Origin of the sequence: Agathobaculum sp. NTUH-O15-33 (assembly GCF_033193315.1) — a bacterium.
Lineage (GTDB): Bacteria > Bacillota > Clostridia > Oscillospirales > Butyricicoccaceae > Agathobaculum > Agathobaculum faecihominis_A.
The window spans coordinates 2384874-2397954 of sequence record NZ_CP136187.1 but is presented as its reverse complement, the minus strand read 5'-3'; the positions used below and the strand labels follow the sequence as shown (position 1 = coordinate 2397954).

At 56.7% G+C, this 13081-nt stretch carries 14 protein-coding genes; 7 read left to right on the top strand and 7 right to left on the bottom strand.

The window, feature by feature from the left end:
- Nucleotides 1–14: 14 nt before the first annotated feature.
- Nucleotides 15–887 carry a DegV family protein gene (locus RWV98_RS11830; RefSeq protein WP_317860938.1) on the bottom strand — a complete coding sequence of 291 codons (873 nt, stop codon included), beginning with the start codon at nucleotides 885–887 and terminating at the stop codon, nucleotides 15–17.
- 29 nt (nucleotides 888–916) lie between these two features.
- On the bottom strand, nucleotides 917–2116 hold the full coding sequence (locus RWV98_RS11825) for a M24 family metallopeptidase (protein ID WP_317860936.1): 1200 nt from the start codon (nucleotides 2114–2116) through the stop codon (nucleotides 917–919).
- A gap of 143 nt (nucleotides 2117–2259) precedes the next feature.
- Here RWV98_RS11825 and cls point away from each other — a divergent pair, with 143 nt between their 5' ends.
- The 6 genes from cls to iolG all read left to right on the top strand — a co-directional run bounded on the left by cls (nucleotide 2260) and on the right by iolG (nucleotide 8096).
- A complete protein-coding gene (cls, locus tag RWV98_RS11820) occupies nucleotides 2260–3786 on the top strand; it encodes a cardiolipin synthase (protein WP_280960771.1) in 1527 nt (508 codons plus the stop codon).
- A gap of 21 nt (nucleotides 3787–3807) precedes the next feature.
- Complete coding sequence (locus RWV98_RS11815; RefSeq protein ID WP_280960770.1) at nucleotides 3808–4569, top strand: threonine/serine exporter family protein; 762 nt, start codon at nucleotides 3808–3810, stop codon at nucleotides 4567–4569.
- Nucleotides 4569–5033, top strand: coding sequence for a threonine/serine exporter family protein (locus RWV98_RS11810; protein WP_317860933.1), 465 nt, complete (start codon nucleotides 4569–4571; stop codon nucleotides 5031–5033). The genes RWV98_RS11815 and RWV98_RS11810 overlap by 1 nt, the downstream gene beginning before the upstream one ends.
- 543 nt (nucleotides 5034–5576) lie before the next feature.
- Nucleotides 5577–6719, top strand: a complete 1143-nt coding sequence (locus tag RWV98_RS11805) for a Gfo/Idh/MocA family protein (RefSeq protein WP_317860931.1) — start codon at nucleotides 5577–5579, stop codon at nucleotides 6717–6719.
- 15 nt (nucleotides 6720–6734) lie between these two features.
- Nucleotides 6735–7025: a Gfo/Idh/MocA family oxidoreductase gene (locus tag RWV98_RS11800; RefSeq protein ID WP_317860929.1), complete on the top strand. Its 291-nt coding sequence runs from the start codon at nucleotides 6735–6737 to the stop codon at nucleotides 7023–7025.
- A gap of 51 nt (nucleotides 7026–7076) precedes the next feature.
- The gene (gene iolG, locus RWV98_RS11795) at nucleotides 7077–8096 is read left to right on the top strand and encodes an inositol 2-dehydrogenase (RefSeq protein WP_317860927.1); all 1020 of its coding nucleotides are present in this window, start codon (nucleotides 7077–7079) and stop codon (nucleotides 8094–8096) included.
- A 42-nt stretch (nucleotides 8097–8138) separates the two neighbouring features.
- Here the strand turns inward: iolG and RWV98_RS11790 are convergent, their stop codons facing one another.
- Nucleotides 8139–8462 carry a permease prefix domain 1-containing protein gene (locus tag RWV98_RS11790; protein WP_280960765.1) on the bottom strand — a complete coding sequence of 108 codons (324 nt, stop codon included), beginning with the start codon at nucleotides 8460–8462 and terminating at the stop codon, nucleotides 8139–8141.
- Nucleotides 8449–8799 carry a PadR family transcriptional regulator gene (locus RWV98_RS11785; RefSeq protein WP_280960764.1) on the bottom strand — a complete coding sequence of 117 codons (351 nt, stop codon included), beginning with the start codon at nucleotides 8797–8799 and terminating at the stop codon, nucleotides 8449–8451. The genes RWV98_RS11790 and RWV98_RS11785 overlap by 14 nt, the downstream gene beginning before the upstream one ends.
- A gap of 158 nt (nucleotides 8800–8957) precedes the next feature.
- On the opposite strand from RWV98_RS11785, the gene RWV98_RS11780 reads away from it, so the two are divergent.
- Nucleotides 8958–9452 (top strand): COG2426 family protein, encoded by a 495-nt coding sequence (locus RWV98_RS11780; protein WP_317860925.1) that lies wholly within the window; start codon nucleotides 8958–8960, stop codon nucleotides 9450–9452.
- Nucleotides 9453–9498: 46 nt separating this feature from the next.
- Here the strand turns inward: RWV98_RS11780 and RWV98_RS11775 are convergent, their stop codons facing one another.
- The 3 genes from RWV98_RS11775 to RWV98_RS11765 are packed head-to-tail and all read right to left on the bottom strand — an operon-like array spanning nucleotide 9499 to nucleotide 12344.
- A complete protein-coding gene (locus tag RWV98_RS11775; protein ID WP_317860924.1) occupies nucleotides 9499–10677 on the bottom strand; it encodes an MFS transporter in 1179 nt (392 codons plus the stop codon).
- A 24-nt stretch (nucleotides 10678–10701) separates the two neighbouring features.
- Nucleotides 10702–11442, bottom strand: a complete 741-nt coding sequence (locus tag RWV98_RS11770; protein ID WP_280960761.1) for a sulfite exporter TauE/SafE family protein — start codon at nucleotides 11440–11442, stop codon at nucleotides 10702–10704.
- Entirely contained in the window at nucleotides 11439–12344 is a 906-nt protein-coding gene (locus tag RWV98_RS11765) for an AraC family transcriptional regulator (RefSeq protein WP_280960760.1), read from the bottom strand. The genes RWV98_RS11770 and RWV98_RS11765 overlap by 4 nt, the downstream gene beginning before the upstream one ends.
- Nucleotides 12345–13081: the final 737 nt, after the last annotated feature.

Below are 13081 nucleotides of genomic sequence, written 5' to 3'. Positions count from 1 at the left end.
ATACCGCGGTAAAGTTACTCCGCCCTGCGCTCGCCGCCGATAAAGAAGACCGCAAGGATGCCCGGACCGGCATGCGTGCCAATCACGGTGCCGCAATAGCGGATCTCCGACCGAACGGCGCCATGCTCGAGCAGATAGGCGGCAAGCGCCTCGGCATCCTCTATACAATCGCCGTGGCAGATGCGGACGATCTGCTTTTTGTCCGTCATTTCGCGCAGCGCGCGGCTGCCGAGGTATTCAATCGCTTTTTGACGCCCGCGTACCTTGTGGCCGACGCCCAGCCTGCCTTCGTTATTGACCCAAATGATCGGCTTGATGCCGAGCAGTCCGCCGACCACCGCGGTCGTTTTGGAAAGGCGGCCGCCGCGGTGCAGATGCTCCAGATCGTTTACCGTAATCAGGTGGATGATGTGTAGGCGCATTTGGCGGATGGCTTCGGCGGTCACCTCCACGGTGCAGCCGCTGTCGCGCAGCTCTCGCGCGCGGTCAAGCAGCAAAAACTCGCCGCCGGTGGCGGAGAGCGTGTCCACACAGACGATCTTGCGATCGGGATAGGAGGGGGCGAGCTCGTCCCGCGCCATGCAGCCAGCCTGAAACGTACCGGAAAGGCCGGAGGAAAAGCCGATATACAGCACGTCCTGCCCGGCGTTCAGCGCATCGCGGAAAATCTGCAAAAAGGTTTCCAGCTTGGCTTGCGAAGTGACGGACTTTTTGCCCTGCCGCAGCAGATCGTAAAACTGGTGGAAGGACACGGTCTGTCCGCAATCCTCCTCAATGGTGCGTCCGTCAATGGTAAAGGAGAGCGGCGCACATTTGATATCGTGCGTTTCAAAATATGAGGCGGATTCGTCGATCGTGGAGTCGGTCACCAAAACAAATGGATACATAGCGGTTTTCCTCTTTTCCGCGGCGTGTTTCAGCCGCTGATTTCAAATAGCGTTTGGCACGCGCCGGACAGTGACGGCGCGGGGCCATGACTGACGACTTCATAAGTGTTTTCCGTGCCGATCAGGCCGATGCCGGGGAGCGCGATCTTGGGTTCCACCGCGATCGTCATGCCGGCCGCGAGCGGTGTGGTAAAGCCGGGGGCGAGCACGGGCGTTTCATCCATCGTCAGCCCGATGGAATGGCCAAGGAATTTAGCGCCGTTCATGAAGCCCTCGCGGAAGCGGGGATCGACGATGGCGAGCACCTTTTCATAAATCTCAGCGGGCGCCGCGCCCGCCGTCAGCATAGAGGCGATCTCGTATTCCAAAAAGACGCAGTGCTCGTGCGCCGCGCGGATCAGATCGCCCTGCGGATGATCGGCAAGGCGGCCGAAGAAGAAGGAAATGCTTTTATCCGTGTGGTAGCCTCGAAAACCGCAGGGGATATCGAGCAGGATGGGTTCGCCGTTTTGCAGGCGCCGCTCGGACGAACCGATGGATTTCATGGCGATCGAGGTGCCGACCGTGCCGCTCGGAGAATCAAGCGCGGCCTCGCGCAAACCGTTTTCCCCAAAGCTGCACACGCCGAGCACATCCTCCGCCGCGGGCTGGTTGAAGCGCGAAATGCCCATGCCGCCTTGTTCCAGCAGCGCGGTGCAGATCTCGCCGCAGAGCCGCGCCTCGCTCACACCCTCGCGCAGCAGAGCGGGGGCGAGCGTTTCGATCACATGCGCGTGGATCTCGCCTGATTTTCGCATACAGGCGCGTTCGTATTCGCTCTTTTCCGCGCGCAGGGCGGAAAGCACATGGTCGGCCGAGAGATAGGAGGTAAACGGCAGGTGCTTTTGCAGCATGGAAAGCTTTTGCAGCGTCATGGTGCGGGTGGAGAAAAATACGGTTTCGGGCACCTGCGGAAATGCTTCGCGCAGCGCGCGGAATCCGCCCATGGGCCGGATATCCGCGAAGAGCGAATCGCGCTTCGCGCAGTCGAAGGAGCGGCGGACGAACAGCACGGCTTCGTCGGGGGTGACGACGAGCGCGCCCTCCTGCATGGTGCCGGTAAAGTAATAAAGATCGATCTTATTGTCCAGAATGATCATGTGCCAATCCGGATGGTGGCGGTGCATTTCAGCACGCAGACGGGTGAGCCGGCTGGTAAGTTCCTGAGCCGGGACCGGGGTATGGGGCATATTTGTTTCCTCCCGAGGTGGTAAATTTAACTTTCGCTTTATTTTACCATAGTTTTGCCTGTTCGGCAATGCGCGCGTTGACTTTTGGCATTTCGTGCGATATCATGATATTTGGAGAAGAATTCGTAGAAGGGAGGCGCGCCATGCGTAAATTGTTAGGCCGCTTTTTGGGCGACCGACGTGTTGTGGGAGGTTTGCTGGTCCTCATCCAGTTGGTCATCGTTATGTTCGGCGTAGGGCTGCTCAGCGAGAAATGGCTGTGGATGCCGCGCGCGCTCGTGGTCCTCAGTATTATTATAGTGATCTGGCTGGTGCGAAAATATGACAACCCTACGTATAAAATATCGTGGATCGTAATTATTTTGACGCTGCCGCTGTTTGGCGGCCTGTTTTATCTGCTGTGGGGCAACACACCGTTCAACCGCGCGCGCACCCAGCATAAGTACGAGCCCCAGCCGCCTGATTTTAATGAATACATGCGGCATCCGGCGACCGAGGCGCTGGCCGCGGACAATCCCCGCCACGCGTCCCGTGCGCGCTATATCCAGAATTTGGACGGCATGCCCGCTTGGACCAATACGGAAGCGCACTATTTCCGCGTGGGCGAAGAAATGTTCGAGTCCATGTGCGAGGAACTGAAAAAAGCCCGCCGCTTCATTTATATGGAGTACTTCATCGTGGAAGAGGGGATCATGTGGGATCGCGTCCTTTCGATCCTCAGCGAAAAGGTTCGCGAGGGCGTTGATATCCGCCTGATCTATGATGATGTGGGCTGTATCGCGACGCTGCCCACGAATTATGACCGCTATCTCGGCACGCTGGGCATCCGCGCCGTGCGGTTCAACCGCTTCATTCCGACGCTGAACACCTATTTAAATTACCGCAACCACCGAAAGATGATGATCATTGACGGCAACGTGGGATATATGGGTGGTATCAATCTGGCGGATGAATATATTAATGAAAAGGTGCGCTTCGGTCACTGGAAGGATACCGGCATCCTGCTGCGGGGCGAAGGCACCGCAAGCATGACCTCGCTCTTCCTTCAAATGTGGGAATACGCCACCGGCGAGCCTGTTCCGCCGCTCGACGCGTACCTGCCCACGGTCAAGCTGCCGGCGGACGGCTACGTGCAGCCCTTTGCCGATTCCCCGCTGGATGACTTAAACATCAGCGAATCGGTCTATTTGCAGATCATCCACACCGCGCGCGAGTATGTATATATCACCACGCCCTATCTGGTGCTGGATAACGAGATGATCACTGCGCTGACCATTGCGGCGCAGTCCGGCGTCGATGTGCGCATTCTCACGCCCGGCATCCCGGATAAAAAGCTGGTGTATCTGATCACGCGGTCGTACTATCAGCAGCTGCACCGCGCGGGCGTTAAGATCTACGAATATACGCCGGGCTTCCTACACGCCAAGTGCATTGTTTCGGACGACGATACCGCGGTGGTCGGCACGATAAATATGGATTTCCGTTCCTTCTTCCTGCATTTTGAGTGCGCCACCTGTTTCTACGACAGCTCCGTGGTGCATGCAGTCAAGGAGGATGTGCTCGAAACGATCAACAAATGCCGCATCGTGGACGACGCATGGCTGCGGCGCGTGCCGTGGCTGCGGTCGATCGCGGCGTCGGTTCTGCGGCTGTTCGCGCCGCTGCTATAACATATCAAAGGGGAACGGGAGATGGAAAACAGCGAGCAAATTCTCAGCTGCATTCTGGACGCGGGCGAAATGCTGCTCACCTCGGGCGCCGAGGTGAGCCGTGTAGAGGACACGATGAGCCGCATGGCTGTTGCCTATGGCTTTGAACGGGCCGATGTGCTCACCATTACGGCAAGCGTGATTGTTACGGCGCGCCATAAAGACGGCGCTGTCTATACGCAGACCCGCCGCGTCACCCGACGCGATACCGACATGCGGCGGATCGAGCAGGTAAACGCCCTTTCGCGCGAGGTCTGCGCCGCGCCGCTGCCGCTGGCGGTGCTGCGGGGCCGCATCGCCGCGATTGCCGCTGCCCCGGCGGGCTCTGCACTGTCGCAGGTCATGGCGTATCTGGTTATCGCGGGCTCCTTTGCCGTGTTTTTCGGCGGCTCCGCGTGGGACGGTCTGGCGGCGATGGTTTGCAGCCTGCTGCTTTATGCCGTGATGCGGGGCGGCGCGCGGGTGCAGCTACAGCCCGTCGTGCTGACGATCGTGGCCTCCGCCGCGATGTGTCTGCTGGCGGTAGGGCTGACGCAAATCGGCGTTGGGCAAAATGTGGATAAGATCATCATTGGCAACATCATGCTGCTCATTCCCGGCATTGCGCTGGTCACGGCGCTGCGGGATGTGATAAACGGCGATACGATCAGCGGCCTGATGGGCGCGTGCGAAGCGCTGCTGCGCGCGCTGGCGATCGCGGGCGGCTGCGCCTTGGTGCTGATGCGGTTCGGAGGGGGCGCGTGATGGAGATGAGCTATGTGGTCCAAGTGCTGATGGCGCTGATCGGCGCCATTGGGTTCGGCTGGCTGTTCCACGTGCCGGTCAGCAAGCTGGTCGCGATCGGCCTTGGCGGCGCGCTCGATTGGATCGCCTATCTGGTGGCGTTTGAGCTGACCGGAGGCCGCGTGTTCGCTTTTTTTGTGGCGGCGCTGGCAACAGCCGCCGTGGCGGAAGTGACCGCACGCGTGCTTCGCACGCCCGTTTTGACACTGATGGTGCCCATGATGGTGCCGCTGGTGCCGGGCGGCGATCTGTATTACACGACGCTCGCACTGGTCAGTGGGGATACGGAGCGTTTTACGCATATGGGCAGCCTCGTCCTCAAGGAGGCGGGCGTGATCTCCTTCGGCATTATTTTAGCCGGCTGCGCCGTGCAGGCGGTGCTGCATATCCTTGCCTTTGTGCGGCAAGGAAAAAAGGCGCATTGATTAGGACTACAGATTGTAGCCAAAGGTCTCTCGCCGCAGCGCGCATAGAAAGGGAAATGGAGCGAAGCGACGTAAAATCCGTTTTTTCGGGGGCGTGTACCTCGAAAAAACACCTCGACCCGCGCCACCGGGCGCGTAACCCGGGGGTATCGAGACCGGTTTCTCCGGAACTGGTCGAGTATCTAGGGGGCACGGGGTGCCCCCTAGACAGCGTGTCGACTTTGTCGACACGCTCAGGACGCTTGCAAACAAGTTTGCAAGCGTCCTTTTTTTCTTGCTGTTTTGCATAGGGAAACGGAAATTTAAAGTGTGAATGCATCGAAAGAAAATCAAATATTATAAAAATAAATCAAACAAAATCAAAATTAAAAGCGAAAAAATAAAAAAGATGCATGATAAATGATCGGAAAGCTTGTGCATTATTCACGTATTGACAGGAGAAATCAGGAATAGTATAATGCAGACAGATAGAAAAAATCGAACAAATTTTGATAAGAAATAAAACGGTTCACTGAAGCGCAGAAAAATGAAGGAGGCAGTTGCATGAAACTCAAATTCGGTATGATCGGCGGCGCGGGCGGAGGGATCGGCCCGGTACATATGCGCGGCACGCTGCTGGACCACAAATGCGAACTGACGGCTGGTTGCTTTAGCCGCCATGAGGAAAAAAACCGTGCGCAGGCGGAGGAATGGGGCATACGCGATTTGACTCGCCTGTATCCCGATTACCGCGCCATGGCGGCGGCCGAGGGCGCGCGCACGGGAGACGACAGGCTCGACTTCGTCGTGATCGTCACGCCGAACGATACGCATTACGAGATCGCCAAGGCGTTTATGGAGCAGAACATCCATATCGTTTGCGACAAGCCGTTGGCCTTTACCGTGGAAGAGGGCGAGGAGCTGGCCCGGATCGCCAAGGAAAGGAACCTGCTGTTCGGCGTTACCTATACCTATTCCGGCTATGCCATGATCCGGCAGGCGCGCGAGCTGATCGAGCACGGCGAGCTGGGCGAGATCACCTATATTAACGCGGAATACCCGCAGGAGTGGCTGGCGCTCGCGCTGGTGCAGGAAAACAGCGCCAACGCGATGTGGCGGCTCGACCCCGCGCGGGCGGGCGAATCACAGGCAACGGCCGATATCGGCACCCATATCGAATATCTGGTTAAAGCGGCCACCGGCCTTTCGCCCGAGCGCGTGCTGGCGCGGTTCGACCATATTCCGCGCGACCTGAAAATGGAGAGCAACACCACCATTCTGTGCCAGTATCCTAATAATGTGACCGGCCTTCTGTGGGCTTCGCAGATCGCCATCGGGCACGAGTGTGATATCAAGCTGCGCGTGTTCGGCACCAAGGGCGCGATCGAATGGCAGCATCAGGACGCGGGACGGCTCAAGTTCACCCGCCTTGGCGGGCCGGTACAGTATTATTCGGCGGCAAGTCCGTACAACTACGAGGAATCCATTCGCCTGAGCCGCACCAATCCCGGCCATCCGGAAGGCTTGTTTGAGGCGTTCGGCAACATCTACCGTTCGTTCTGCGAGGTGCTGCTGGCCCGTAAGCAAGGCCGCGAGCCGGAAAGCTTTACCTTCCCGACGGTGGAGGACGGCGTGCGCGGGTTAAAATTCGTTCATGCCTGCGTGGAAAGCGACCGGCGGGACAGTGTCTGGATGCCGGTGGAATAACGGGCGGAAATTGCGATGGCCAATCAAGATCGGCATTGCGGGGTTGGGGCGGCTGGCAGCGTGCATGCGGCGAATCTGGCGTTTCGCATTCCCGGCGTAAAGCTCGCTTCGGCCTGCTCGCCGGTCGAAACGGAGCTTGCGCGCGCCCGCGAACAATTCGGCATAGCAGATACCTATACGGATTATGATGAAATGCTGCAAAAGGCGGATATCGACGCGGTCGCGATCGTTACGCCGAGCGTGATGCATTTTGAACAGATCGCCAAAGGGCCGCATGGCCTTTGCGACCACGCAGTCCTTCCGTGAAAATCATCCGGTACAAATCGAGTATTGATCAATAAAAGGAGCGCTATCGCTATGAGAAAGCCAATTCGCGTTGCCATGCTTGGCGTGGGCCGTATCGGTAAAATGCATACCCGCAACATTCTTACCATGAAGGAATTTGAAGTCGTTACCGGCATGGACCCATACCTGACCGCGGAGCAGGAAGCGGAGCTTCTGGAAATGGGCCTGCCCAAGTTTACGCGCGACCCGGACGAGGTGTTTAACGATCCCACCATCGACGCGGTCATCATCAGCTCGGTCACGGAGACGCATTCCGATCTGATCATCCGCGCCGCCCGCAAAAAGATGGATGTGTTCTGCGAAAAGCCGATCGACCACGACGTGCCCCGCATCCGCGAAGCGCTGAAGGCGGTCAAGGAAGAAGGCGTGATCCTTCAGATCGGCTTTAACCACCGCTTTGATCTGCACCACGGCAGCATGCAGCGCATGATCGCCGAGGGCCGCGTGGGCGATGTAGAGGTGCTGAAGATCACCTCGCGCGATCCCGCGCCCCCGTCCATGAAGTACATTCAGGAATCCGGCGGTATCTTTGTCGATTTTATGATCCACGACTTTGATATGGCGCGCTTCCTAACCGGCAGCGAGGTGGTTGAGGTATTTGCGACCGGCACCTCGGTGTGCGATCCGCAGATCAGCGAATACGGCGACGTGGGCAGCGGCCATGCGGTGCTCAAGTTTGCAAACGGCGCCATCGGAATTCTGGAAGTCAGCCGCCGTTCGAGCTTTGGCCACGACCAGCGGATTGAAGCGCTCGGCTCCAAGGGCTGCGTAATGGATGATAACGTGTATGAGAACAACGTGCGCCTGTTCAATGAAACGGGCTATCACGGCGCTAAAGTGCCCTATCATTTCCCGGAGCGCTACAAGGAAGCGTATTTCGACGAATTACGCGCCTTTGCCGCTTCGATCGAAAACCGAACCCAGCCGCTCGTCACCGGTTTTGACGGTCTGCAGGCCGTGCTGATCGCGGAAGCCGCCGCCCGCTCCTTCAAGAGCGGCAAGCTGGAAAAGGTAGAAATCATCGACGTGTAAAACACAAAAAGCGCGCTGTACCATCACAGGTTACAGCGCGCTTTAACGTATCAAACAGTTTAACAGCATGATCAGGCAGCAAAGAATACCCGCCCAGATTACGCAGGTGAAGCACACGAAAAGGATGCGGCGCAGCGGACGGCCTTCGCGGTGCAGCGCGGCGCCGATCTCGTCCGGGTCGCCCATCATACAGATGGCCTGCGCGACGGCTTCGCTTTCGCTAAAGCCGCGATCATTCATCAGGTATTCGGCGCGGGTGAGGATATGGTCGGTCAGCTCGCGCCGGATACGGTCGCGGTAGGGCCGCCAGCGGATGTGGACGCATACGCGGGTAAGGAAAGCCTCGATCCGTTCAGAGGACGACACAGGCTTCACCCCCGACCACTTTGCCGAACTGGCGGCAGAAGGCCTGCCACTCCTGCCGGCAGCGGGCGAGTGTTTTAACGCCTTGCCGCGTCAGCTTGTAATACCGTCGTCGCCGGCCGGCTTCGGATTCGCGTTCGTAGCTTCGCACCTCGCCGCGTTCTTCCAGTCCGTGCAGGATGGGGTAAAGCGTGCCCTCCTTCATGGAGAAGGTTTTGTCCGAACGGCATTCCAGCTCGCGGATGATTTGGTAGCCATACTTATCCTCATCCTCAAGAAGGGCGAGGATGAGCAGGATATTGCTGCCCGCAAACGCGGGCTCTTCTTTTCTCTTTGGCATAAAAACACCTCCAAGCAACCTATGCTACTCTATGTGTGGACAGTATACCTCGATGAACGAGGTATGTCAAATGTAAAATTTCCAGAAAAGGCTTGTGCTTGAGACGTTTTTGGGGTATTATAGGCAGTAGTTTCAGCAAAAAAGGAAGGACGGAATACATGTTTGCCGATTTATTCAACTGGCTGCTCGGCGCGGGCGCGGAGCTGGCGGTAACGATCATTTCCATGGTGCCGCTGGTGGAGCTGCGCGGCGCGGTGCCGCTCGGTGTGGCGGCCGGACTGCCGTGGCATGTCGTGTTGCCGCTCGCATACCTCGGCAATATGCTGCCGATCCCGTTTCTGCTGTTTTTCGGGGAAAAGATACTCGACTGGGTGATCTCGCTGCGGCCGTTCACCAAGCTCGGCACGGCTTATAAAAACAAACTTTTGAGCAAGACCGACAAAGTCACCAAGTACGCGCGCATCGGTCTGTTCCTGTTCGTTGCGATACCGCTGCCCGGAACGGGCGCATGGTCTGGCGCGCTGATCGCGACCATTCTGAAAATGCCCAAGGGCAAGGCGCTGTTCTCCATTCTGTGCGGCGTGGTCACGGCGGGGCTGATCGTGCTGGCCGCCTCGCACGGCGCGCTGGGCGTGTTTCAGAGCTTCCAATAAAAAAATCCTTCGGACGGTTATGCGCTGTCCGAAGGATTTTTTTAATTTACCCGGGGTTTTTTACCCGGTTGCGGATGGCGAGCAGCAGGGCGATCACGGCGGGGAAGAGCAATACGCCCATGCCGAGGCGCATGTCGGTATGCTGTGCGATCGCGCCGATGATCGAGGGCGTAATGATCGCGCCGATGCCGCTGGCCGTGACGAATACGCCCATGGCGAGCGGATACTTACCGAAAACGTCGCCCGCGTTGGCGACCGTCGTGCCGTACATGCCCGAAAGTGAAAGTCCGAGGCCGATCGTACCGAACAGCATGGGAACAAGGCTGTGGCAGAAAAGCAGAACAATAAGGAACAGGATGATGCCGCTGCACAAAAACAGGATGATACGCGCGGATGAAAAGCGGCTGGCAAGCGCTGAACACGCGAAGCGCCCGATGAGGATCGTCACCCAAAGCAGCGAGGTGAGAAGCTGCGCCGAATCCTGTGTGGCGACGCCGGAATCGATGTAGTAGGTGACCATCCAGCCCATGACCGAGGCCTCGACGCATTGATAGAAAAACATGATCGCGGCGGACAGTAAAAGCTGCCGGTCCTTTAAAAAGCCGAATGAGCTGCCGCCCTCGGCGGAATCCGCGCTGGGCGCGCTGTCCATTTTCATAAAGGGCGAGGAGATCATCGAGATGATGCCGAGCGCGATGATGGCAATGACGGCATACCGCCAGCCGTGGTCGCTGTTCCGGGTGCAAAAGAGCACAAGAAAGGGCGCGGAGACCGCGCCGATCGCAAAGAACCCATGCAGCATGTTGAGCGGCGCCGCCGAGCCCCCCGAAAGAGAACTGATGATCTGGTTGTTATAATTGCTAATCGCGCCGCGGCCAACGCCGGTGAGCAGCAACGCGAAAATCAAAAGCAGCGGATTGCCGGTGACCAGCGTCAGCGCAAAACCGATAAAGGGCATGGCGTTGAACATTAAGAGCGAACGCTTGGTGCCCAGTCCAAGGGCCACCAGACCGGCGATCAGCGCGGTGAGTTGGTTGCCGATGGAGTGCGCCGAGATCAAAAAACCGCCGATGCGGTAGTCCAGTCCGTATTCCGCTTTCATCATCGGCAGGATCGAGCCGATCAGGATGGTAAATATACCTTGGATCAAATACAGAAAGAAAAGGTTGCCCACCATGAAACGGTCGCGGGGCACAAGAGACCCGAAAAAAGATTGTTTCTTCATGTCGGTTTCGGATTGTCCTCTCTATCAGGCGCGGAACAGCAGCGCTTTGATCAGCGTTGATAGGCCGCCGAGAATAAATACATAGATGATCAATTTTTTGATGCGCTTTTCGTCGATATGCTTGTCGATCTGCGAGCCGATCCACATGCCGAGGAAGGCCGCGGGAATGGTGACCAGCGTGATCTGTAATGTGAACGCGGTGAAAATGCCGTTATAGATGTAAACGATCGTGCGAAACAGATTTTCGAGAAAAAAGACAAAGCACACATTGGCGCGAAATTCCTGACGGCCCTTTGCGGTGCGCTCTAAGTAGATCAGGAAAAGCATATTGATGCCAAACAGGCCCGCGGTAACGCCGGAGAGGAAGCTCATGATCGCCTGAACGGCCGGATTGGGCTTCATATCGCCCGTATCCTTGCGGGTGAGCATCTCGATGCCCAGGCCGATGATCAGCAGGCCGAGCACGACCTTGAGGATCCACGGCGCGCCGAGCTTGAGGAGCATCGTGCCGGGGATGATGCCGAGCAGCACCCAAAAAGCGATCGGCGCGACAGCGCGCAGAGAAAACGCCGCGCGGTTTTTCAGCACGATAAAGGCGTTCAGGATGAGCGAAACGGGAAGCAGGGCGGGGGTAATGTCCTTGTTGTCCAGCCGCATGGCGAGCAGCGGATTGGAGATCAGGGGATCGCCGAAGCCCGCCAGACCCTTGACGATAAAGGAAATGGAAATAATAATGAAGATATAAACGGCAAGTGATAAGGTCATAACAGCTTCCTCGTTTCCGGTATTTTTTCACCGCTTTTCCGATCGACATAGGAAGAGCGGTATTTGCTGGGCGACATGCCGATATATTTGGAGAACATGGTGTTGAAGTGGCACGGATTGCCAAAACCGACCATGACGGAGATTTCCGTCATCGTCAGCCCGGTCGAGATCAGCAGGCTTTGCGCTTCGCCCAAACGGCGGCGCAGCGTGTACTGCATGGGTGAATAACCGGTCTGTGCCTTAAAAACATGGGAAAGATGGTATGGGCTTACATGAATGGAATCGGAAATATCTTGTAAAGTGAAGGGTTCGTCAAAATGCGTGTTGATATAACTCTTCACTTGTTCTACAATAATATCAGTACGGGTGTGCACCGTATCGCCCGCGATCGCACAGTGCTTGCGGATGACGAGCAGCAGCTTGCACAGCAAAGCGACGGTAAGGTGCTGACAGGTCTCCACCGAGCCGGAAGGATCGCTCGCGAGCATGCTGTGAATCATGGTCATCAGCGAGCCGACGATTTCGGCGGATTCGCCCGCGGGGAAAACGGGGGAGTATTGCGCGTCGATCAAATGGTTTTGCGGCAGGCCGATCACGTGGACGTCGGATACCGAGATGCAAAGGGTGTTTAGATCCTGACTGCAGGAGGGGTCCTCGTCGTGCAGCCGCCCGGAATTGCAAATGATGATGTCGCCTGCTTTGATGGCGTAGCGCGTTTCTTCAATGATATATACGCCGGTGCCCGAGCGAACATATAGAATTTCTAAAGAATCGTTGTGTTTGTGCAGCACGCGCGGGTGTGAAGAATAGGACGAGTCAATCTTGCTGGCGAAAAGCAAGCGGGGCGTTTTCCCAGCCTCAAAACTGGACTGATACGCAGAATCGGCAAAGCACTGGATCACGTGGCAAACCTCCTTTATAGTCGGATGACGGCGCGGACGGTCTTGTCCATACCGCAAGATTTAATAGATAGCGCTAACTTTATACCACGTCAGCGCAAACTTGTCAATCGCTCGAACCCCAAAAAACAGGCGGGTGGAATCGCAAGAAATCAAAAGGATACCATATCATATGCGAAAAAGGCACAAGTTTTGAGCAACTTTTGTTCGCAAGAAAGAGAAAAACCGGACAGTGCTTGAATTCTTTGAAAAAGTTGCACAAAAATTTAAGATTTATTTGTGCAAGTTACTGAACGGGATGAGGTTACAAGTCCGTAAAAGGCCCAAAAACGCAAGATTACTAAATTGACATTCTTGAAGAGGCTTAAAACAACCCTAAAAGGGTGTAATCGCCGCAATAATTGTATGGCAAAACGACGATGGAACATGATATGCTAATTGCACGCTTGAGGGCGGGTGTTGTCCGGACATGCCGGGCGCACCGATAAACAGGGACAGGCGGTGAAAACCGCACCCGCAATATTTTGGTTAGGCTGCTTGCCGGCGTGGGCGTTTTATAGAAGAGGCGCCCTTTTCATTTGGTGCATATATGCATCGGCTGAGTGAACCGACCCAAAGAACGGCGCCCTGTGAACCCTATGCGTGCGCGCAGCCGCAGTACATAATTCCTCCCGTGAGGGGTGGCGGCGCGCTAAGAGACGATATGAACCACTCGGTTGGTTTATATAAAACACTCAAGG

Bases quoted from the DNA above. Each gene is read 5' to 3' on its own strand.
- RWV98_RS11830 (WP_317860938.1), bottom strand. From the start codon at position 887: ATGTATCCATTTGTTTTGGTGACCGACTCCACGATCGACGAATCCGCC.
- RWV98_RS11825 (WP_317860936.1), bottom strand. From the start codon at position 2,116: ATGCCCCATACCCCGGTCCCGGCTCAGGAACTTACCAGCCGGCTCACC.
- cls (WP_280960771.1), top strand. From the start codon at position 2,260: ATGCGTAAATTGTTAGGCCGCTTTTTGGGCGACCGACGTGTTGTGGGA.
- RWV98_RS11815 (WP_280960770.1), top strand. From the start codon at position 3,808: ATGGAAAACAGCGAGCAAATTCTCAGCTGCATTCTGGACGCGGGCGAA.
- RWV98_RS11810 (WP_317860933.1), top strand. From the start codon at position 4,569: ATGGAGATGAGCTATGTGGTCCAAGTGCTGATGGCGCTGATCGGCGCC.
- RWV98_RS11805 (WP_317860931.1), top strand. From the start codon at position 5,577: ATGAAACTCAAATTCGGTATGATCGGCGGCGCGGGCGGAGGGATCGGC.
- RWV98_RS11800 (WP_317860929.1), top strand. From the start codon at position 6,735: ATGGCCAATCAAGATCGGCATTGCGGGGTTGGGGCGGCTGGCAGCGTG.
- iolG (WP_317860927.1), top strand. From the start codon at position 7,077: ATGAGAAAGCCAATTCGCGTTGCCATGCTTGGCGTGGGCCGTATCGGT.
- RWV98_RS11785 (WP_280960764.1), bottom strand. From the start codon at position 8,799: ATGCCAAAGAGAAAAGAAGAGCCCGCGTTTGCGGGCAGCAATATCCTG.
- RWV98_RS11780 (WP_317860925.1), top strand. From the start codon at position 8,958: ATGTTTGCCGATTTATTCAACTGGCTGCTCGGCGCGGGCGCGGAGCTG.
- RWV98_RS11775 (WP_317860924.1), bottom strand. From the start codon at position 10,677: ATGAAGAAACAATCTTTTTTCGGGTCTCTTGTGCCCCGCGACCGTTTC.
- RWV98_RS11770 (WP_280960761.1), bottom strand. From the start codon at position 11,442: ATGACCTTATCACTTGCCGTTTATATCTTCATTATTATTTCCATTTCC.